We start from the raw sequence: 22,383 nt of genomic DNA on the forward strand, positions 1-22,383 counted from the left end.
ATTAAATTTTAAATTCCAATAAAAATTCTTCTGCAATTTCTTTAATCCTTCTAATTTCACTTTTTTTATTTAACCACCAATCCCTACTCCAAACTCTAACTATATTACAACCGATACTTTCTAAATAGTTACGTCTATATATGTCAACTTCTCTAGCATTATAATTACTATTATATATAATGTCATCACACTCTAATATTAAAATCGGTATTTTATAGTTATTATTATAAAATACTAAATTAAGATTATATCCTGAAATATTAACGTTTATTCTAATTTTATAGCCTAATCCTATAAATGTATCATAAAGTTCTTTTTGCAAATAACTTTTGAATTTAAAATCATCTTCAAATAATTCATCTAAATTAGAGCATTTAGATTTCAATTTTGTAGTCGTGTATTTTGAGGAGGTAGTATTTAATAAGCACTTTTTAGGGTTTTCAACAGATTCTCCTGTAATTATATGTGTATTTTCCTTATATATATCATCTTCTATATCATCTTCATAAATATTACTTCCATCATAGAAGATAACAACATCAAATAATCCTTTTATATTAGGTAATACATTATGAACATTATTAAAATTCAATATAACACAAGGGTATATATCAAATATAATAAATTTAAATAATGTTAAAAAATCATAAATTTCTAATTTAGATTCAGGATTATTTAAATAATCAGCTATATTAGGATTAGTTATATCTTTTATTCTTAATAATTCTGAAACTTTATTATCCCAAATATATTTTATTCCTAAAGGAATAAATGAAATCTTAGTATTAATAGAAAGTTGAATTTCTTTTAATATAATCTCGAAATTTTTATAATAATAAAGAATATCTGTTTCAGTAGCTTCTATTTTTTCTATATTATAGTTTACATATAAACTAGGGATACACCTTAATAAAGTTTTTATATCTTCTTTTTTTTCAGTATTATTATAGCAGTAAGTTAGAACTTCACTTTCTATATTATCGAAATGATTTATTTCTTCAGTTGATTTTTTAAAGCTTTGATATATATTTAATATATTTTTTAAGTTTGTTAGATAATCAATAATATCTTCATTTTTTAATAAAGTTTTTATGAAATTATTGTACTCATCCTTATTTATAATATCTTTCATAAAATCAAAAGCTTTGATATAAAAGTTGATATTTTCTAGATTTTCTAAAAATTCTAAATAAATTTTTTTTTCAAGATTATTAAATATAACTTCTTTATCTTGTTGAATCTTAATTATAGATCTATGCCTTATCCAATAAATAGGACTCCATTTATTTATTATAGTATCTTTATTAAGCATAGAAGAATTATGCTTTGAATTTATAAGTTGAGCCAATGGTTTAATAGAGTCAACTTTAAGTGTATTATTAATTGAAAATGCAGAAATAAAGTCATTTTTATACTCTGAAGTATATAGAGGTAATTCAAAGGCTAAAGGATTGTTTAAAAGCGAGCTAATTTTTGATATTGCTACCGACAAACTATTTTCGCTAATATTATTAATTAATTTAGAAAATAATTTATTCTTTTTAAACCGTTTATATTTAACATATCTATCTATAATATCTTCATTAAGCAATTTATTAACAGAGCTAATTATTTCATCATATTTATAATTAACAAATGGGTTTTTAATTCTATAAATTTTATAATACTTATATAAAATATGGGTATTATTTATTTTTTCAGTTGTTTTATACATATCTAGTAAATTTAAACCACAGGGTCTAACTGTATAGAATAATTCATTTATGCTATTTAATATTTCAATTTTTTTATCTATATCTCTTGATAAAACTTTTATTTTACTTAATGTGGTACTACCAGTATTTTTTGATAATTGATTTATTGATCTAGATATATTTTTATAAAAACAATCTAAATCAATATCAGAATCTACTAGCAAGCTTATTTGATTGTTTATATAATTTAATCTTCCATAGATACTATTAAGTATATTTAAGTTCTTAGATATAAGTAAGACTCTCTTTCCTTGATATAAGCTGTTGGAAATTATATTAATGATAGTTTCTTCTTTACCACTGCTAGGTGGACCATCTATTATCAAGCTATTATCTTTATTAGCAAGGATTACAGCTCTTTCTTGTATATAGTCCAATTGGGATATAAGGAATAAATTTTCTTCTTTAACATCTAAACATTTCATAAATATACGCTGCTAAAGTGCAGCCCCCCTTTTTATATTGAATTTTAAACTATCACATTAGTTATATAGATAAAAGCCTATACTAATTGATATCTATATATTCTATGAAGACTATTCAAACATAATTACAAATACTTATTTAAATTTAATAAACACTTAAGAATAAACTATAGTAATTTATTCTTAAGTGTTTTTTTATTTCCCTTTTATTTCTTTTTCAAAATTATAAATTTCTGTTTTCTCTTCCTTGCTAAGTTCTATTTCAAGTTGACCTTTTGCTTGTTTCTCTCTTTTTTCAATTAGCTTTTTATATCTTTCAAATCTAGCATCTCCAAGTTTTTTCCTTATAGTATCACTTCTAAATTCTGAAAGTATTTGTCGTTCTTCTACAGTTAAATTTTCACCTCTTTCAACTTTGCATTTTAATACATTTAACTTTTCTTTTTCTTCAGAACTTAAAAAACTTTCATTCTCACTATTCCAAAAACTCTCAATTTTTTCTTTATCATGAGGTCTTTCTATATTAGTTTTATTTATATAATAGATTAGATTCCCTTCTATTGGATTATTTAATGTAGTTGAATTAAAGGTAAGAGTAGAATATTGCTGAAAGTTTAAGCTAGCTATTAGAATCACAAGTAATATATTTTTTTTCATCTATATCCTCCTTAAATGTATTTACACTTAATAGTATGTGAATAATAAATTTAATTAATCATATACTATACTAAATTTTTAAATATAAATACTTAAAGGAACTACTAATAGATAATGATCATTAATTATTAGTTCAGGCATAGTAGGTAAAATAAGACCTTCATCCTGTAATAGATCTAGAAATGGTTTAATAGATTTAATTAATTTTTCATAATATTCAACTTGAGCTGTTTTTCTTAGGAGGCTTAAATTTTTCCCGTCATAACAAGTTCTCATAATTTTTCCTAATATCTCACAAGGACAATTAACTTTATCAAAAATTGATGAATTTTCATTCAAGAAAAATTTTGTATTTACAGTTACTATTAATGTTTCTTTATTACATTTTATAATAAGATCTTGAGTATTATTTTTAGTTAATAATTCTAATAAATGATTTAACATATTTAAAATTTTAGTATAGTTTAATTTTCCTAAATTTTTATCAATTAATAAGGTATCAAGATATTCTGTCCCATAACATTTTAAAACATCAATTAAAATATCTAAGTAAGAAACAAGGGAAACTGTTGTAATATCTCCTCTTATTTTAATATACTCTCCTTGGGATATCTCTCTATTACATATAGTGAGCTCATTAATTTTTGTTAATATTTTCTTTTCATACATAGCATTTATTAATTGTCTATGAAGAGCAAAAACAGTAAAAATCCGCTTTGTTTCTTCTTCTTGTCTTATAACTTCACGAGTTTCAAAGGATTTATTATTTTCAATACTATTTTGATAAGTGCCTACCTCACTACAAGTCTTTCCTTTGTACCCTTCTCTAATATCTTTTGAATATCTATCTTCATCATAAAATTGTTCTTTATTTCCTTCTAGAAGTTTACCATCAATACAGTTATCATTAATTTTTCTATAAGTTCTAATGTCTATGTACCCGTAAAAAAATACTGATGATAAATTCTTAATTAAATTTTCATCTAAATAAATTAAGAGTTCTAAATCATCTCCCATCTATTCACCTCCTTATAACACAAAATATAATAGATATATTTTAATATATTTTAAAATAGATAGAAAAATGACTAGTTAATAATTTCTAAAAATTATAGGCATATATAAAAAGGAATAAAGGTATTTAATATATAAAATATAATTTAAGTATAGTTAATATATATAAATAAAAAGCAAGCTAGTTCAAATAGAATCCAGCTTGCTTAACGTTTACAGGAATGAGCGTTTTACTATACTCTATAATTAGTATAGGCTATTTCTTCAATTCTAATTATTAATTTTTCAAATATACCATCTCTAAAAGCTTTTGCTATTATACCTTGATTAAATTTATCAATTCTTATAATACTAGTACATATCCTCTTAATACAATCTACATCTGCATTTTCTATTACAGAAATATCATCAAAACATTTAAGGTATTTTAAATAGCCTTCATAGTTTAAATCTTTAAATGGATAGACAAATTCATTTTTGTATAATACCTCTATAAAGTCATGTTCAATTGAGCGGTCGTCATTACATATTTTATTTTTGAAGCTTAAAATCTCATCATATCCTTTTTTGCAAATTCTTCTCTTCATTTTATGCACACTCCTTATATAATTAACTCTATAATTATATTATATCACAATATTCAGAATATTGAATCTTTTAACAGTTATATTTAAATTAATTAGAAAAAATTATAAGTGAGATAAAAAAATTTAATTTCTAATTTATCTCACTTTAGGTATCTTGAAAATTTACTAATTAAGTTTTCAAATAATAACTAGCTTTATAATTATTTTGAGTTCTCATTATCTATAGAGTTAATATAAATTATTTCTTCTTTATATTTTTTATAAACCCTAAATAAATTATGTGCATCATCTAAAGCATTATGTTGACTTCCCTCAAATTCAACTTTATAGTAAGTTAAGGCATTTTTTAAAGAAATCGCCTGATTAGATTTTCTATGAAGTCCATATTCACTTTGGAAATCAATAAAATTAGTTTTTATTGTATTAATTATATCTAATTTATATCCGTTCCTATCATTGTCACCTAGAAGAACTCTAATGTCATCTGGACCCCAACTAACAAAAATACATTTTTCTTGTTTAACCCAGTCTTCTAATGTAAGAAGAACCTCTTTAAAGCTCTTCGCTTCATTTACTTCATCCTGAAGTAAATTTGTTAATTCAATTATCTTAGAACTCATAACATTATTAAAGGTTGGCCTAATAATTGAGTAAAACTCTGTTGTTTCTTCAGTACTAATCTTATACTTTACAGCTCCAATAGATATTGTTTCACCTACACCATGATTTTCTTCTTTATGAAAACTACAATTCATTTCAAGATCAAAAAATATAATACTTGTAAATTCTGACGTTAACTTATCATTAATTTTTATAACTTTTAAAACTTTCTTTTTTTTATTAGACTTGTTATTTTTCAGTTTATTTAATCTATAATAGTTTTTATATTGTTGTTTGTTTTCCATGTAATTCACCTTAAGTTTCCACTTTCTTTTATATTAATACTAGTATAGCAAATTTTTTTTAATTTCTAAACAGTTTATTATGTTATTATTTGATTGAATTAGACTTTTTACTATTATCTTCATCATAAAAAATTAAAGATAATAAAATACTACCTAAAAGTATTATAATTATTATTAAAACTGATATTAAAGCTGATATTTCTATATTAAAATATAGAATAATTAGTTTTATTCCTGTAAACATTAAAATAACTATAATTCCATATTTCATAAATTGAAATCTATCATTAAGTTTAAATAATAAATAATACATACTTCTAAGACCTAAGATTGCAAATATATTGGAGGTATATACTATAAAAGGATCAGTAGTTATAGAGAAAATAGCTGGTATTGAATCTAAAGCAAACATTACATCAGAACTTTCTATAATTAATAAAATTGCAAATAACGGGGTAGCACACAATACATTGTTTTGAAACACAAAAAATTTATTTCCAACTAATTCACTAGTTACTGGAATTATCCTATTTAATCCTTTAATGATAATATTTTCCTTAAAATCTTTTACTTGTTCCATTTTGAACAACATTTTAAAAGCGCTAAATATTAATAAAAAACCAAATATGTAAATAACCCAATGAAATTTATTAACTATTTTTACTCCAAGTATTATGAATATCATTCTAAGTATCATAGCTCCGAATATTCCATATTTTAATACTCTTTCTTGATATATTAATGATATTCCAAATGAACTAAATATCATTAAGAATAAAAATAAATTATCCAAACTTAATGACATCTCAATTATATAACCTCCAAAATATTCTACTGCAGCCTGCTCTCCTCTAGCTATGTAAATAAACAAATTGAAAATTATTGATAAGGTAACCCAAAAGGCTAGTTTAGTAAAATGTTTTTCCTTTTTTATTTTCATATAAACATACTTCCTTATTAAATATTACTAAATATTTATATGAGAATATAAGTACCTATATGAATAATTCTATTTATTTGTACACCTAATTAAATTTCAATATAATTAGGCTAACCACCTATAGTTTATAAATGATTAGCTTTTAGATCCTCTAATATATTAAATTATATTATTTTATGCTCTCAAAAAACTCTAATAATATTTCTTTATTATCTTTTGCGAAGTCATATTCATCTAATACTCTTTTATTTATCCATTTACTGCCTATAATATCTTTATGTAATATAATGCTTTCTTTTATTATACCTGTATACGATGTATTTATAGCATTCTCATTTATAGTAAATTCCTTAAAAGGCGTGAAATTAAAAACAATACCTTTCAAATCATCTTTGGCAATTTTTTCAAGACATTTTTCTATTGTTTCTTTTCCTTTAATCTCTCTGTTTAGAAGACTCCATACCTTAGGTTGTCCTTTTTTAACCTTCCTCTGAATAATTAATACATTATTAAAATCGTCCTTAATTATAAGTGAACAGCTAATAACTTTACTCATTTTGATTACCCCCTTAACTTTTAAATTAGCAGAATAATATTTTATCTAAAAGCATATAAATTATACTTTATCAATATTTTACCACACTTATACTATATTTTTCTATTACTTTTTCTATTACTTTTTCTATTTACATTTTATTAAACACCTATATATTTCTTAATTATAGTAAAAAACACCTATGTAATTAATATTACATAGGTGCAATTTATAATTTCAATAGGTTACTAATATTTTAAGAGTTACCTCTATTTTTTCTATAATTTAGTATATATCCTATTACTATATTTCCATGATAATAGGAATTATACTAGGTCTTCTTTTTGTTACTTCATATATATATTTTTCAACTGCTTTTTTTATATTAAGTTTAATTATATACCACTCTATTATTTTATCATCTAAGCATTTTTCTAGTTCACTTCTTGCTATGTTTTTAATATTACTTAATATCTCTTCTGCTTCTTTAACATAAACAAAACCTTTAGTAATTATATCTGGTCCTGCACTAATACTATATGTATCCCTTTCTATTGTTACAACAATTGTTACCATTCCATCTTGTGCTAAAAATCTTCTATCCCTCAAAACTAAAGAACCTACATCTCCAACCCCTAGCCCATCTACAAATATTCTTCCTGTTTTAACCTTGCCTGTTACATTAGCACTTTCTTCATCAATAGATAAAACTTCGCCATTTTCTAATATAAATATATTAGATTTAGGTAATCCTAGATTTTGTGCTAAATCACTATGATGTTTCAAATGTCTATATTCGCCATGTACCGGCATAAAATATCTTGGATGAACAAGAGTATGAATTAGTTTTAATTCTTCTTGATATGCATGCCCTGACACATGTATATCTTCTAAATCCTCATAAATTACATCAGCTCCATTTTTAAATAATTGATTAATAACCTTAGATATCATTTTATCATTTCCAGGTATTGGTGATGCTGATATTATATATAAGTCATTGGTCTCTATTTTAATCTTTCTATGATTATCAAATGCAATTCTATAAAGACCAGCCATTGGTTCACCTTGGCTTCCGGTTGTAATAATAGTAATATCATTTGGTCTATGTTTATCAAGATCATCAAGTGATATTTGTATCCCTTCTGGTATATGTAAATATCCAAGTTCTATTGCAACCTTTGACATATTTTCCATACTACGACCACTAAATACAATCTTTCTTCCAAATAGAATAGATGAATCTATAATTTGTTGTATTCTATGAATATTAGATGCAAATGTTGCAACAATTACACGACCTTCTGCCTTTGCAATTATTCTTGTCAATGTTGTACCTATGGATTTTTCAGACATTGTGTGACCTCTGCGCTCTACATTCGTACTATCTGCCATCAATAATAAAACACCTTGCTTTCCAATTTCAGCAATACGTTTTAAATCTATAACCTTTCCATCAATAGGAGTATAATCAATTTTAAAATCTCCAGTATGTAGTATTGTTCCAACAGGTGTAGTTATAGCTATAAAGCATGAATCTGCAATGCTATGAGTACTTTGAATAAATTCTACTTTGATTTTTTCTAGCTCAATTATATCTCCTGGATTTACTTTGCAAAGAGTACACTTATCTGCAATTTCATGTTCAATAAGCTTATTCGCTACTATTCCTAGTGTTAAATTAGTTCCATAAATAGGCACATTAAATTGTTTTAAAATATAAGGCAATGCACCTATATGGTCCTCGTGACCATGAGTTAAAAATATACCTTTTACTTTATCAATATTTTTAAGCAAATATGTAACATCTGGAATTATAAGATCTACTCCATACATATCCTCATCGGGAAAAGCAAGACCACAGTCTAAAACAATTATCTCATTATCATATTCAAATACGGTAATATTTTTACCTATTTCCCCAAGGCCTCCAAGTGGTATAACTTTTATTTTCTTTTGTTCTATCAAATCTATACACTCCTTACTTTTTCAAATTTCATACTTCTATTTTATCTAAGTAAGTCTAATCTTATTCTTTATTATGTCGTGTTTTTTAAAACCACTAATTTATTTTGATACAACCATTTGAATAAATGATATTGAAGCGGTTAGATTTGATAAAATTTATTTCTTATGAGTCTATTTGAGAATTAGATTCTTTTTAATTTTTCTATTTCTTTATCCTTTTCTTTTAAAAGCAGTTTATATTCTAACTCCTTTTCACTCCACTCTTTACTAAATCTATTAATTAAAGATGCCATTTCATCTGCACTTCCTGCTATTCTATTAAAAAGAAGCAAATTAGATTTTAGTATGTTTGGAATGTCATTATGAGAATATCTTAATATATGATCTATTTCGCCATATCCTTCTTCAAATATTGTTCGCACTTGTATTTCGGCAATAACCTTTTGGCTTGTTGGATAAAACTCTACCAAATAGTGAACAGAGCGATATCCTGATGCCCTTGATCTCACTTCTATTCCTAAATCATCGAATATTTCTGTATTATCCCCATCCCTCACATTTGCAGTAATCTCTATAATTTTCCATGTATTTATAATAAAATCATGAATATCTTCCCACTGCTCTTTAAATATATGTATAACTCTTATACCAATTAAATCATTAATTTCATTTTTGTAATTATTAATAGTAAATTCAAAGTCGTTTCCATATTTGATTTTTCTATCTTGAGTTTTCCTAATAATTTTTTCTATTAGGCGTTCTGGCTCTTTAATTCTAGATTTAACAGAATGAATAGTTCCTTCACTACGTAATATATTCGCTATAAAATTTGCTTGATTTTCATAAGAGTGTCTATAGCTAATATAATCTTCATATATATCACTCAAATTTTTTATATTTATATTATTTATTTCTATAATATCTTTTGAATAAGAATATTTTTCTAAGAATTCTTCTATTTTAAAAATATTTTCCATTATGGATACCTCACTTAAATTATATTTTTCTAAATATAATTTTATTATAATCTATATTATTAGTATAGTAGGACTTTTTTCCTTACTTTATATTTTTTTTATAAATATGTTAATATTTTTTAGTTATTGACGATAATAATTATGTAGATAAAAATGTGAGGTGAATATTAGTTGTTATATAGATTAATTATTACTAAAGCAAAAAAAAATTACTATGTAGGAGTATCATTCAGTGGTACAAAGTACAAAGTATATAATAATGAATACATAGGTAGTTATAAAGTTGGATCCGATATATCATTTTATGCTAAGAAAGAAAGTGGATTTTTTAAAGATGTTCTTATTCCTATTTCAGATGAAGAGGCAGGCGTGAAAATTATTAATAATGATTAGTAATCTATAGTTAGATTTTTTTCAGTACATAACTATTATAAAAATAAAAAAGCAGAACAAATTTGTTCTGCTTTTCTAATAACTTAAATTGCCCATTTCTTATTTCCAGTAAATGAGACGTTTAGCCATTTTTCATATTTTATATGATTAGTTTCTTTATCAATTTTTTCTCTTACTTTATCCATTTCTTCTAATGATTCCATTTTAGATTCTCCGTTAAATATAAAATCTATTTCTATTCGTAAGGAGCTTCCCATTTTGCTAACTCTAGTAATAGAATCTTCAAAGTTATATTCCTTTTGAATATCTTTAACAATTACGTATATTTCATCATTAATTTCATCATTAGCCTTTACTAAAATTATTTCCTTAAATACTCTTATAAACTGTGAGATAGGAACTTTCAAGAAAATAATTGAAGTTATAATAACCATTACTGGATCTATATATATAGTTAAGTAATATAATTTAGTGTTTTTTATAATTAAGAGAATAATAAATCCTAATAATACACCAGCACTAATTGCTGTATCCATTAACCATTGGCTACTCTCAGCCTTAATTATATCTGAATTTAATTTTTGTCCTTTAGATTTCATATAAGAATAAATTAACCCACATCCAATTACTGATAATATAGCGTAGATTAGAGCAAATCCTGTATCTACAGGATTACCTCCAGTACGTATTGTTTTTATAGCATTACTTAATGTTATAAAACACATTATTATAAGTACAATTGATTTAAAAGCTACAACCATTGGTTCTAATGCTTTCTTTCCAAAAGGGAAATTAACTTTATCATTTTTAGCTATAAACTTACATATAACTATTGATATTATTGATAAGAATAAACTTATTAAAGAATATACTCCATCAAACATAATCATTTCTGAATCTATAAATAATCCCCATCCTATACCAACAAGAGCGAAAAATAATCCACCTGCAGCTGAGAACTTTAATAACTTATTTTCTGTTTTCATGATACACCTCTATCTAATTTATATTATACTAATATAATATAACAATTATATAGATTTATTAACTCACTTAAGGGTTGTATAACTTCTACTAATACGCTTATTTTTTTACATAGTATTTTTTCCAAAAAGCATAAAAGTACTCTTATTTTATGATAATAATACAAATTCTTATATCTTTTATGCTGTTTATTGCAATTTCAGTATATATAATAATTAAATCTATCTTTTAATTATATAAAATAGATAACTTTTGTTAAATGTCTTTATAAAAATATAGATGTTCTTAAGCGTATCTTAAATTCATTCTATAAAAGACTTAACAGTAACAGGTTTATTATGTATAATTAAGATGTTATTCTATTAATACACAGTAACTAATAATAATTACTAAATATGAAAGAGGTTTTTAAAATGTTAAAAGAATTATTAAAGAAAAATGAAATAACTGCAATGAAGGCAAGAGATAAGGCAACAGTAAGTGTTTTAAGACTAGTAAATGCTGATATCAAATCCTTTGAAGTAAATGAAAGAGAAACTATTTCTGATGAAGGAATAATAAAAATAATTGAGAAGCATATAAAACAATTAAAAGAAGCATTGCAATATGCTATTCAATTAAATCATGAAGAAAAAATTGCTGAAGGAAATTTTGCAATAGAATTATTAACACCTTATCTTCCCGCACAAATAAGTGATGAAGATGTTAATTCAATGCTTCAAGAAATTATAACTAATGGGAATTATACGGCATCAGATATGGGGAAAATAATGAAAGAAATTATGCCAAAGGTTAATGGGAAATTTGATAGAGCAAAAATTAACCCAATGGTTAAAACTCTTTTAGGATAGTAAAATATCAATAAACTCCCAATAGATAAATAATATATTTATCTATTGGGAGTTTTAATAATTAATCTAATTATTTTAGTCTTCGTCTTGCATTTCTTCAAATATATTATTATCTATAATATATTCTATTACTTCTTTGTCACTTTTGAATTTTTTTTCAATTTCTATTACATCCTCATCAAATGGTACATAAGTATACTTACCTTCTACATATATTTTCCCAGTCATACTTGATAATATTTCTTTATATAACTTATCTCTTTCGTTCATAAATTTCTCTCCTATCATAATTATTTCCCTTTTATTATACCACTTCAGCTAATATTATAAAATCTCTTTTTAAATAAGCCAATGGTAGTTAGCATTTTTTTAATAACTACCATTGAGCATATTTTACTAACCTAATGCTACATCTAACACCATCATAACTAAAAAGCCTAAAATTAGCCCTATAGTTGTTAGATTTTTATTTTCCATTGATGCTTCGGGAAGTAGTTCTGATCCAACTACTGCTATCATTGCACCAGCAGAAAATGCTAATAAAAGGGGAAGAATACTTCTCATTGTTATAGCTGCAATAACGCCTATTACTCCAGCTATTGGTTCAACTAATCCAGATGCTTGTCCATAAAAGAAACTCTTACTTCTTGAAAGTCCCTCTCTCCTTAATGGCAATGAAACGGCTGCCCCCTCTGGAAAGTTTTGTAGACCTATACCAAGTGCTAAAGTAATGGCCGCAATTAACGTTGTTCCTGGAATACCAACGGCGACTCCTCCAAAAGCAACTCCTACAGCCAATCCTTCTGGAATATTATGAAGGGTTACTGCCAAAACTAATAGTATACTTTTTTTATATTGTTGAGATTTTGGTGTTTCTAATTGTAATTTCCTCTTTATTATAACTCCATATGAATATTTATCCATTAGCTTATCAGCAAAAATAATAAATATTCCTCCTAAAAAGAAACCTATTCCAGGAATTATAAAACCACTCTGACCTAATTCTTCACTAAGCTCTATTGCTGGGTTTAAAAGTGACCAAAAACTAGCAGCTATCATTACCCCTGCTGCAAAACCTAACATAGTATTAAGAATTTTTTTATCAACCTTTTTAAAGAAAAATACTATTGATGCTCCCATTGCAGTTATTCCCCAAGTAAATATAGTTGCAAGTAATCCTTGAAGTACAGGATTTAAATTTATAAACCAGTCCACTAACTAGTCCTCCTAAGTATATTGTTAATTAAATATATTATATAATATACTTATAATCTTCTAATTGTTACATAAACCCTTAATTACTGCTAACTATAATTCAATATTTCTTAAAATAGAAAACACTTTACTTATTTTAGAAAATGTACTATTTATTAATTATTATTCTAAGTCAGTACAAGTACTTACTTTTTAAATTTTTCTATTATATATATTATTTTATTTGTTAAATCTTCACTTTCTTCTAAAATACTAATGCTATATTTTTTGTTATTTTCATGAAAAACATATTCAACTTGATTGAAAATATATTTATTATCTATTAAATCAACAGATATTCCATATTCGTTATTTTTATCAAATTCCATTTCACCAGTATTAATTGAATTCAATTTGATTTTTTCTCCATTTGCTAAACTAAGGGTATCATATATATCCTTTCTAGCGAATGGAATATATAAGCTTCCTTCTTGCACATTACTAAAAAAGTTATTTATATCTTTCATATTTAAAATTCTATCTTTTCCTATAATATTATAATATTCCTGGTCAATAAAACATTCATTAAATAGGATTGGTATAGTTGATGATGGAATAGCACTTATATAATTTTCTCTTACCTCATTAATTAATCCCTCTAAATTATAATCCGCACAGCTTACTTTCATTAATGCACGATCTTCACTAAATGGAATATCATTTTCATCTGTAAATTCTTCTATATTATGTTCAATATAAAAAACACCGTAAGTATTATATCCACAATCTTCTAACTCCTGTTCTATATTATATAGTTCATCTATTTTATTTTTTAAATGTGGCATATCCTCACCAGTCTCTACATTTCTTATTCCAGCAATAGTTGCATAGGATCTATCAGGTATTTTACCAAATCTATTTACTATAGGTGCTATCATTTGTTCTATTTCAACTAATGAATCAATAGAATACGCGTTATTAACATCTCCAGAAAACCTCTTAGCTAAGTATTCAGGATTAAAGTTTTCTAAACTATCTATAAATTTTCCCACGGGACAGATGATAGCTAGTTTTTTATTTTCATATGTACAAGTTACTGCACAAAGTATTTCAATTGATTTATCCAATACATTTCACTCCTTTAAAACTTTTGTAATTAATATATCATGTACTAAATTTAATATACAATAATAAAATTAAACTTTGAATTGAGCTTTGCTCCCTTTGTTTGTTAAGCTTATTTCTAATCTTGCATCTATTCTTTCTTTTAATTCCTCTACATGAGATATTACACCAACTAATCTACCGTCATTTTGAAGGTCTATTAAACATTCTATGGCATTATCTAGGGATTCTGGATCCAAGGTTCCAAACCCTTCATCTATAAACATTGTATCTAGTTGAATTCCTCCAGCATGTGCTTGAACTATGTCTGCAAGTCCAAGTGCCATTGCTAAAGATGCCTTAAAACTTTCTCCTCCAGATAGTGTTTTTATATCTCTTGATTTTCCTGTATAGTTATCAAATACTTCAAGGTCTAACCCTTGACCTTTTCTCATATCTCCTACAATTTGTTTTCTTAGAAGTTCAAATCTATTTGAAGTCATCTTATTAAATCTAATATTTGAGGCCTTAATTATATCCTCAAAATATGCAGCTAGAACATATCTTTCAAAACTTATTTTCTTAGGGTTATCTCCATTAATAATATTAGAAAGCTTCCCTACAGTTTTATATTCCTTTTCATCTATTTCTATTTCCTTATTATATTTTTCACATAGTTCAATTACTGAAGAATTATTTCTTATTCTAGAAAATAATTCTTTGCTTTTTTCCAATAACTCTATCCTATTATTAATTTCTTCATTTAATTTACCTTTAATTATTGTTAAGTCAACTATTACTTTTCCATGAACGTCCTTTAAGGAAACTTCGTATAATTTTTGTGTTGCTGCTAATTTAGAATTGAAATTATTAATTTCTTTATTTAAACTAGCTATTTCAAGTTCTAATAACATACATAGTTTATAATCCTTATAATTTTCAAATCCTAAATCTAAAACTTTTTCTTTAAATATTGTTAAAGCTTCTTTTAACTCTTCCTCTGCCAAATTTCTAACTTGCTTAGCTTTCTTATAGCTACCCATTTCTTGATCTAGTAAAGTTTTTGAGATGTTAAAAATCTTTTCAGATTCATCATAATCACTTTTAAGTTTTCTTATTTTTATAGTTAAACTATTTTCAATAATATCTAATTCTTTTAAAGTTCTCATTTCACCTTTAAATTCATTTTTAATATTATCTAGGTTATTAATTAGAACTCTTAAACTTCCTTCATTAAGAATATATTCCGCATTTCTAACTTTTAATTCTTCTCTTAATAATTCATTATCTTTTTCTCTTCTTTGTTTTTCATTTATTTTATGATTCTCTTTTATAATAATATTATTTAATATTTCGATTTTACTTTTAAGTTCTAATAAAACAAAATTATTATTATTTATAAGAGCTATTACTTCAACTTTTATTTCTTGTAAATTTTCATATTGAGCCTCAGTTACTTGATTATTATTAAGTAACTCTTTATTTAGCAGTTCAGTAGATAGTATATCTATAGAATTCTCTTTTATAGATTTTAAGGTAGAATTAATATCTGTTAACTCTGTTAGTTTATTTTCTTTTACCTCTCTTATTTTTTCTAGTGAATCTTTACTATTATTTACATACTCTTCAGTTATTTCACTATTTGCTAATTTTGCTAATTTGGGATGATTAGATGATCCACACACAGGGCAGCAAACCCCGTCTTCTAATCCTAAAGCAATTAACCCTGCCTGACTTTTCCTTAATGTATCTTCTAAGCTCTCAGTTTGCGATTTTTCTTTATTAAACTGCTCTTCTAATTTTTTAAACATAATTCTTTCAGTTAAATGTTTTTTATAATTTATATTCCATTGATTAATATTATTACTTAAGGTATTTAGTTTTGAATTTTTATTAGTGTATTCTAATTTTTCAGCTTCTAATTTGCCTTTTTCTTCTTTAGCTAAATTGATTTTTTCTATATCTTTGCTAAATTGATTTATATTAGAAGTATTTTCTTCTTTATTTAATTCTATTTCTTTAATTTTATTTTTTAATGTTGCTACTTCTATTGAAAATTTATTAACCTTATTAAATATTTTCTCGTGTTCTAATACCTTTGTTTTTAATCTTAGGTTCTCATCTATATCTTTTATTAACTGATCTTTCTCTTTTTCTTTGCCTTGCTGAAGTCTAAATTGCTCAGTTGCCTTTAAACTACTATCTTTATAACTTTCTATTTTCTGTTCTATTTCTAATATTTCTTCCTTAACCTTTTTTAAATAAATATTTTTCTCATTATACTTATCTTCATAAACTTTAACACTTATTGCTTTTCTTCCTCTATCTAATGCTACTGTTTTTTCTTCAAATTCTTTAATCAGCTTAGTTAAATCATATAACTCTTCTTTATTCTTTTCTAAGCTTATAAATTTATTATTTGTTTCCTCTCCAATAGTTAAACTTCTAGATGTTTCTTCTATAACTTTATTAATACTATTTATTTGATTTTCTAATAGAAGTTGGTCTTCTTTATCATTTTCTATAAATCTATTAAAACTTTTCATAATAACCTCTATATTAAGATTATCTGCATTTATAATCCTAAATAATTCCTCATCTTTTTCTTTACAAATAAAGCTCCTTATTTTCCCTAATCGATCCCTTTCTACTTGCTCTATAGTCTTTTTTAGTTTGATTGATTGCTCCTTTATATCCCTTTGAATTTTTTCAAATATTTCTGTTCCAAATATCTTTCTGAAAATTGCTTCCTTTTCATCACTTTTGGAGTTCAAAAGTTTTTTAAACTCTCCTTGGGGAATCATAACTAATTGTTTAAACTGTTCTGAACTTATACCAAGAATACTTTCTATTTCTCTAGTTACTTCTTTAGACCCTGTGATGGTTTTGCCCCCTATAATTCTTAGTTCTGCTGTTGGCTTACTTTCTGTGAACCCATCCCCATTTTTTTTAGGTTTAAAATAGGAAGGAGTTCTTGTAACATGATACTCCTTCTCCCTTAGTGAAAAGAAAATTTCCACTTCTGTTTTAGTATCTGCTTCTGCAAAGTCACTTCTTAAAGACTTACTTTCTCTGTCGCTTCCACTTGGATCTCCATAAAGAGAAAAATTAATTGCATCAAATATTGTTGTTTTTCCTGCTCCAGTATTTCCTGTAATAACAAACATATTCTTTCCTTTAAGGTTTTCTTCAAAGTCTAATTCCTGTCTTGATGCATAAGGTCCAAACCCTGTTATTATTAATTTTTGCAACTTCATTATCATTCACACCCTTTTTGAGCTTTGGTTATCACTTTTTTAATTACTTCTATCTCTTCTAATGAGCACTCTTCTCCAATAATATCTTCATAAAAATTTTGAAATAAATCAAACTTTGATTTTTCATTTATATTACTTGCTACAACCTTATTATTTGATGAAGCTTTAAGTCTATCTTCTCTAACTAACTCCATAACATTTGGATAAACACTTCTAAGCTTTGCCATTGGATCTAAAAGTTCTCCGGTATCTTTTAGTATTGCCTTTATATAATCCTCTTTATTTTCTAGTGCTACTACATTTTCTTTTAATAATTGCTGTAGTTCTCCAGTAATTATTCTAAAATCTTTTCTTGGCTTAAATTCAAACAACTCGATTTCAATTTCACCGTTACTATCTATATTTACAATTGTTATTCCTTTTTTTTGTTTTATTTCTGAAAAAGAATATTTTAATAAAGATCCTGAATATCTAATTTTATTACTTCCAACCTTTTGAGGCCCATGTAAATGCCCTAAAGCTGTATAATTAAATCCCTCAAAACAAGATGAATTTATAAGATCAGTTCCTCCTATTGATAAAGGTTTTTCTGAGTCACTTTCCTCTAATATAACTAATTCTTCTTTATCATTTTTACTATAGGTAACATATCCATGTGCCATAACAATATTCCGTTCCTTAGTATTTAGAGTTTGTTTTATTGAATTTACAATCTTATTCATTGCATCGTTATGTGTTTTGATTAAATTATCATCAAATAAATCTCTTACAATTGGTGGATCTGCATATGGAATTGGGTAGAAATTAACAGGCCCATATTCATCTGTTAAAGTTATCTTTTCAATATTTCTTTTTAAATTACCACTTATATATAATCCACTTCCTTTTAATAGGTCACTTCCAAAATTTAATCTTTCATTACTATCATGATTTCCAGCTAATGCTATTATAGGTGTTTTTAAACCTCTAACTATTTTATCAAATATTCTATTTAACAATTCTATTGCTTGAACTGGTGGCACTGATCTATCATATAAATCACCTGATATTAATACAACATCAGGTTTTTCTGTTTTAATTTTTTCAAATAGTTGATCAATTACAAATTCTTGGTCTTCTGTCATATAGAACCCGTTGACTAATTTACCTATATGCCAATCTGCTGTATGAAATATTTTCATATATTAAAACCTCCAAAGTATATACTTTAAATATAATTATAATTTTATCATATTTATATTTTTTTGTGAATTTTAGGTTTATTTAATTAATAAAAAACATTTTCGTATATTATTATATTATTAGTTAAATTTCGCAAATATAAATGATATAATCAATATTTTTTTGCTGTATTACTGCGTTCTATTGATATTTATGTTAAACTTCTATTATTAATATAAAAAGGTGGGCGAAATTTATGAACGTAGAAAAAATTGCTTTTGAAAAGCTTGGTTTTATTAATTATGTTCTTTCTGATTATATTGAAAATTTTAGAAAATATATAATTAATTCTCCTAGCTCTATTTCTAAAGAAACTTGTAGATTACATTGTTTGAATTTATTAGGATTTGATAAATTTTTATATTTAAAATATAAAGATATAAATTTTAATATTTGTGATTTAAATGAGGAAGATATTAAAGATTATAGAGATTTTTGTATGAAAGTTTTGAATAATAGCAGAATTACTGTTAATTCTAAACTATTATCAATTAGATTGCTAATTAAATATATGGTCGATATATTCAAAGTCTATAAATATAATTTTTCATTAAATATTCCAAAACTTAAAGTAGAAAAAACTGCTCCAAAGCATGTTAATCCTAGCCATATTAAATTAATTTTAAATATTATTAGAAAAAACAATTATGGTATTCGTGATGTTTGCATTTGTAAAATAATAATTTCTACAGGTCTTAAAATGAAATCTATATTTTCTCTTAATATGTCTAATATAGATTTAGATAATAGACTTATTCGATTAATAATAAATAATACTAATTGTAGTTATCCTATAAGTGATAGTTTATTTAAGGATTTAAAAGATTATATAAATTTTAGAGATTCATTATCACCTGATACAGATTCATTATTTGTTAACGATAAAGGTGGAGTCAAAAATATCCGATCTTTTCAAACAACTTTTAAAAATGCCGTTATAGATTCAAACTTACCGGAGGAGTATACTCCTCAAAACCTAAGAGCAAGTTTTATGTATGTTATGGCCTCTAAAGTTGAAGAAGATCAATTAAAAGAACTTTCAAACCAAAAAATTGTAAAACAATACTGTGATCTTAAGAATAATCCTTTAGCTGGAATAAATTAAAAATATTCAAGTGATTTTTCAAAATTCCTAAGGGACCGTCAAGAAAATAATTAGTCAAATTCTTAATCTTAAAAAGACTAAAATTGGTAATAATAGCCTTTGGCTGAAGGCTATTATTTATACTAATTTCAGTCTTTTCTTATTAATATTTATTATATGTTATTACCTGGGAAATTTTACATATTTACACTATTTTTAATTTAAGTTCATTATTTTCTAGCTCTATATTACAAGCTCCTCCTTTACATAACTCACCAAATAATATTTTGTCTACTAGCAATGGTTTTAACTTTGAATTTATTATTCTAATTATTTCTCTTGCTCCAAATTCTTTTGAAACACCTACATTAGAAATAAATTCTATACACTCTTTTGTAAAAGTAATGGTTACATTTTTACTCTTTAGTTTTTCTTTAAATATACTTAACTCTTTTTTTACTATTTTTTCAGCCATATCCTTATCGACATGATTAAATACAACTACCTTATCTAATCTGTTTCTAAACTCAGGAGTAAATATTTTCTTGATTTCTTCTGTTATTGCTTCGCCCTTAATTTCTCTTTGTCCAAATCCTACTAAGTTTTTTCCAATATTTCTTGCGCCTGCATTAGATGTCATTATCAAAATTACATTTCTGAAATCAATTTTTCTTCCTTGATTGTCAGTTAGTGTTGCATAATCCATCACTTGTAATAATACATTTAATATATCTCCATTAGCTTTTTCTATTTCATCTAATAAAAGCACACAATTTGGTTTCTTTCTTATTGCATCTGTTAAAAGCCCGCCTTCTTCATATCCTACATACCCAGGCGGTGAACCTATTAATTTTGAAGCTGAATGTTTTTCAGCATATTCACTCATATCGAATCTAACTAAGTCTACTGATAATGTTTTTGATAATATTTTAGCTATTTCTGTTTTACCTACACCTGTTGGCCCTACAAAAAGCATTGATGCAACTGGTTTATTATCATCATTTAATCCAGCTCGTGACATTTTTATACATCTTACAACTTCATTAATAGCTTCATTTTGCCCAAATACATTATCTTTTAATATAGACTCAAGTTTTTTTAGGGAATTCACCTCTTCATTTTCTACTTTTTGTTTTGGTATACTACATATTCTTGAAATAATATCTTCTATTATATTTTCGTCTATAGTCTTAGTTTGATCTTTTTCTGCATTCATAGCTATAAATGCTCCGGCTTCATCTATAATATCTATAGCCTTATCCGGTAAAAATTTATCATTAATATATTTATGGCTTAATTTTACTGCGCTTATAATAGCCTCTTCTGTGTACTTTACATTATGATAAGATTCATAGTTTTCCTTAAGTCCATTAAGTATTTTAATTGTTTCTTCAATAGTTGTTTCTTTAACCTCTATTTTTTGGAATCTTCTACTTAATCCTTTATCTTTTTCAAAATGCTTTTTATATTCATCAAATGTAGTTGTTCCTATAAACCTGATTTTTCCTTCCATTAAGTATGGCTTAAGTAAATTTGATGCATCTAATGCACCTGCATTTAATGCTCCAGCCCCTACTATGTTATGAATTTCATCTATATATACTATTGGGTTTGCATGACCACTTAACCCATCTAAAACACCTTTTATTCTTTCTTCAAAATCCCCTCTATATTTTGTTCCTGCGAGTAACGATCCTATATCTAACGAGAATATTTCTGCATCCTTTAGCTTGTTTGGGATTTTACCATCAACAATTAATTTTGCGAGTCCTAATACAATAGCTGTTTTACCAACTCCAGGCTCTCCAACATGAACTGTGTTATTCTTAGTTCTTCTACAAAGTATTTGAAGTGTTCTATTAATTATATCTTCTCTGCCTATTAAAGGATCACTTATACCTGACTTAACAAAATTAGTCATATTGGTTGTGTATTTTTCAACAATAGATTTGTTTTTCTTTGACTTTTTACTAGATTTACTTTCTATTTCATCTTTTTCACTGTCCCTAGTATCATTGCTATATTCATCATCTATTACTTCTTCCATTGAATCCTCATCTTCATAACTTATATAATAATTATTTTCATTACCATCTTCGTTATCATCATTTTCTTCTCTATGACATAAATTAAATAATAACTTTGCCTTAGTTATCCCTTCTTCTTGAAGATAATAAAGTGCATAGCTATCTTCAAGTAAAAACATAGCTGCCATTAGATGTTCTATTCCTATTTTACTTTTCTCACTGTATTTTGCTTGCTCCGTTGCTATATAAAATATACTTCTAAATCCAAAGCTCTCCTCTACATCAATCCCTTCTTCAACCTTTGAAATATGTTCATTTATGTATTCCTCTATCTTGTTTTTTAGATTATCTACATCACCACCACATTTAACAATAGCCATTTTAAACTCTTCATTTTCTAATGCACTATATAATAAATGTTCTGGTGTTATATATTCATGATTATTGATTCTTCCATAATTGAAGGACTCTATTATTATTTCGTTTAATATTTTATCTATTTCCAT

At 25.3% G+C, this 22,383-nt stretch carries 19 protein-coding genes; 3 read left to right on the top strand and 16 right to left on the bottom strand.

Annotation, left to right across the window (positions count from 1 at the left end; translation table 11 throughout):
• Position 1: 1 nt before the first annotated feature.
• The 9 genes from J1C67_RS15300 to J1C67_RS15340 all read right to left on the bottom strand — a co-directional run bounded on the left by J1C67_RS15300 (position 2) and on the right by J1C67_RS15340 (position 9,762).
• Positions 2–2,179 carry a hypothetical protein gene (locus J1C67_RS15300; RefSeq protein WP_167865088.1) on the bottom strand — a complete coding sequence of 726 codons (2,178 nt, stop codon included), beginning with the start codon at positions 2,177–2,179 and terminating at the stop codon, positions 2–4.
• A 195-nt stretch (positions 2,180–2,374) separates the two neighbouring features.
• The gene (locus J1C67_RS15305) at positions 2,375–2,836 is read right to left on the bottom strand and encodes a hypothetical protein (protein ID WP_167865089.1); all 462 of its coding nucleotides are present in this window, start codon (positions 2,834–2,836) and stop codon (positions 2,375–2,377) included.
• A gap of 78 nt (positions 2,837–2,914) precedes the next feature.
• The gene (locus J1C67_RS15310) at positions 2,915–3,853 is read right to left on the bottom strand and encodes a DUF6414 family protein (RefSeq protein ID WP_167865090.1); all 939 of its coding nucleotides are present in this window, start codon (positions 3,851–3,853) and stop codon (positions 2,915–2,917) included.
• Between the two features lie 230 nt (positions 3,854–4,083).
• Positions 4,084–4,437: a DUF6508 domain-containing protein gene (locus J1C67_RS15315; RefSeq protein WP_089966057.1), complete on the bottom strand. Its 354-nt coding sequence runs from the start codon at positions 4,435–4,437 to the stop codon at positions 4,084–4,086.
• A 200-nt stretch (positions 4,438–4,637) separates the two neighbouring features.
• Positions 4,638–5,342 carry a 3'-5' exonuclease gene (locus J1C67_RS15320; protein ID WP_167865091.1) on the bottom strand — a complete coding sequence of 235 codons (705 nt, stop codon included), beginning with the start codon at positions 5,340–5,342 and terminating at the stop codon, positions 4,638–4,640.
• An 85-nt stretch (positions 5,343–5,427) separates the two neighbouring features.
• Positions 5,428–6,276 (bottom strand): TerC/Alx family metal homeostasis membrane protein, encoded by an 849-nt coding sequence (locus J1C67_RS15325; RefSeq protein WP_423231024.1) that lies wholly within the window; start codon positions 6,274–6,276, stop codon positions 5,428–5,430.
• A gap of 175 nt (positions 6,277–6,451) precedes the next feature.
• Positions 6,452–6,838: a hypothetical protein gene (locus J1C67_RS15330; protein WP_089966062.1), complete on the bottom strand. Its 387-nt coding sequence runs from the start codon at positions 6,836–6,838 to the stop codon at positions 6,452–6,454.
• Positions 6,839–7,120: 282 nt separating this feature from the next.
• Complete coding sequence (locus J1C67_RS15335; protein WP_167865092.1) at positions 7,121–8,785, bottom strand: ribonuclease J; 1,665 nt, start codon at positions 8,783–8,785, stop codon at positions 7,121–7,123.
• 182 nt (positions 8,786–8,967) lie between these two features.
• The gene (locus J1C67_RS15340; RefSeq protein WP_167865093.1) at positions 8,968–9,762 is read right to left on the bottom strand and encodes a RelA/SpoT domain-containing protein; all 795 of its coding nucleotides are present in this window, start codon (positions 9,760–9,762) and stop codon (positions 8,968–8,970) included.
• A gap of 171 nt (positions 9,763–9,933) precedes the next feature.
• On the opposite strand from J1C67_RS15340, the gene J1C67_RS15345 reads away from it, so the two are divergent.
• Positions 9,934–10,155 carry a hypothetical protein gene (locus J1C67_RS15345; RefSeq protein ID WP_167865094.1) on the top strand — a complete coding sequence of 74 codons (222 nt, stop codon included), beginning with the start codon at positions 9,934–9,936 and terminating at the stop codon, positions 10,153–10,155.
• A gap of 83 nt (positions 10,156–10,238) precedes the next feature.
• Here the strand turns inward: J1C67_RS15345 and J1C67_RS15350 are convergent, their stop codons facing one another.
• Entirely contained in the window at positions 10,239–11,141 is a 903-nt protein-coding gene (locus J1C67_RS15350) for a cation diffusion facilitator family transporter (protein ID WP_089966070.1), read from the bottom strand.
• Between the two features lie 411 nt (positions 11,142–11,552).
• Between J1C67_RS15350 and J1C67_RS15355 the strand changes: the two genes are divergently transcribed.
• Positions 11,553–11,990, top strand: a complete 438-nt coding sequence (locus J1C67_RS15355; protein WP_089966072.1) for a GatB/YqeY domain-containing protein — start codon at positions 11,553–11,555, stop codon at positions 11,988–11,990.
• A 75-nt stretch (positions 11,991–12,065) separates the two neighbouring features.
• Here the strand turns inward: J1C67_RS15355 and J1C67_RS15360 are convergent, their stop codons facing one another.
• The 5 genes from J1C67_RS15360 to J1C67_RS15380 form a co-directional block, all read right to left on the bottom strand.
• Positions 12,066–12,260: a hypothetical protein gene (locus J1C67_RS15360; protein WP_089966074.1), complete on the bottom strand. Its 195-nt coding sequence runs from the start codon at positions 12,258–12,260 to the stop codon at positions 12,066–12,068.
• A gap of 126 nt (positions 12,261–12,386) precedes the next feature.
• Positions 12,387–13,205, bottom strand: a complete 819-nt coding sequence (locus J1C67_RS15365) for a ZIP family metal transporter (protein ID WP_167865095.1) — start codon at positions 13,203–13,205, stop codon at positions 12,387–12,389.
• A 185-nt stretch (positions 13,206–13,390) separates the two neighbouring features.
• Positions 13,391–14,311 (bottom strand): hypothetical protein, encoded by a 921-nt coding sequence (locus J1C67_RS15370; protein ID WP_167865096.1) that lies wholly within the window; start codon positions 14,309–14,311, stop codon positions 13,391–13,393.
• 69 nt (positions 14,312–14,380) lie between these two features.
• Positions 14,381–17,545: an AAA family ATPase gene (locus J1C67_RS15375; RefSeq protein ID WP_167865097.1), complete on the bottom strand. Its 3,165-nt coding sequence runs from the start codon at positions 17,543–17,545 to the stop codon at positions 14,381–14,383.
• A 2-nt stretch (positions 17,546–17,547) separates the two neighbouring features.
• Positions 17,548–18,726 carry an exonuclease SbcCD subunit D gene (locus J1C67_RS15380; protein ID WP_167865098.1) on the bottom strand — a complete coding sequence of 393 codons (1,179 nt, stop codon included), beginning with the start codon at positions 18,724–18,726 and terminating at the stop codon, positions 17,548–17,550.
• Between the two features lie 236 nt (positions 18,727–18,962).
• Between J1C67_RS15380 and J1C67_RS15385 the strand changes: the two genes are divergently transcribed.
• Complete coding sequence (locus tag J1C67_RS15385) at positions 18,963–19,871, top strand: tyrosine-type recombinase/integrase (protein WP_167865099.1); 909 nt, start codon at positions 18,963–18,965, stop codon at positions 19,869–19,871.
• A gap of 184 nt (positions 19,872–20,055) precedes the next feature.
• Here J1C67_RS15385 and J1C67_RS15390 read toward each other — a convergent pair whose 3' ends face one another.
• Positions 20,056–22,383, bottom strand: a complete 2,328-nt coding sequence (locus J1C67_RS15390; RefSeq protein ID WP_167865100.1) for an AAA family ATPase — start codon at positions 22,381–22,383, stop codon at positions 20,056–20,058.

It is taken from the genome of Clostridium gasigenes (genome assembly GCF_017348895.1).
GTDB lineage: Bacteria > Bacillota > Clostridia > Clostridiales > Clostridiaceae > Clostridium > Clostridium gasigenes.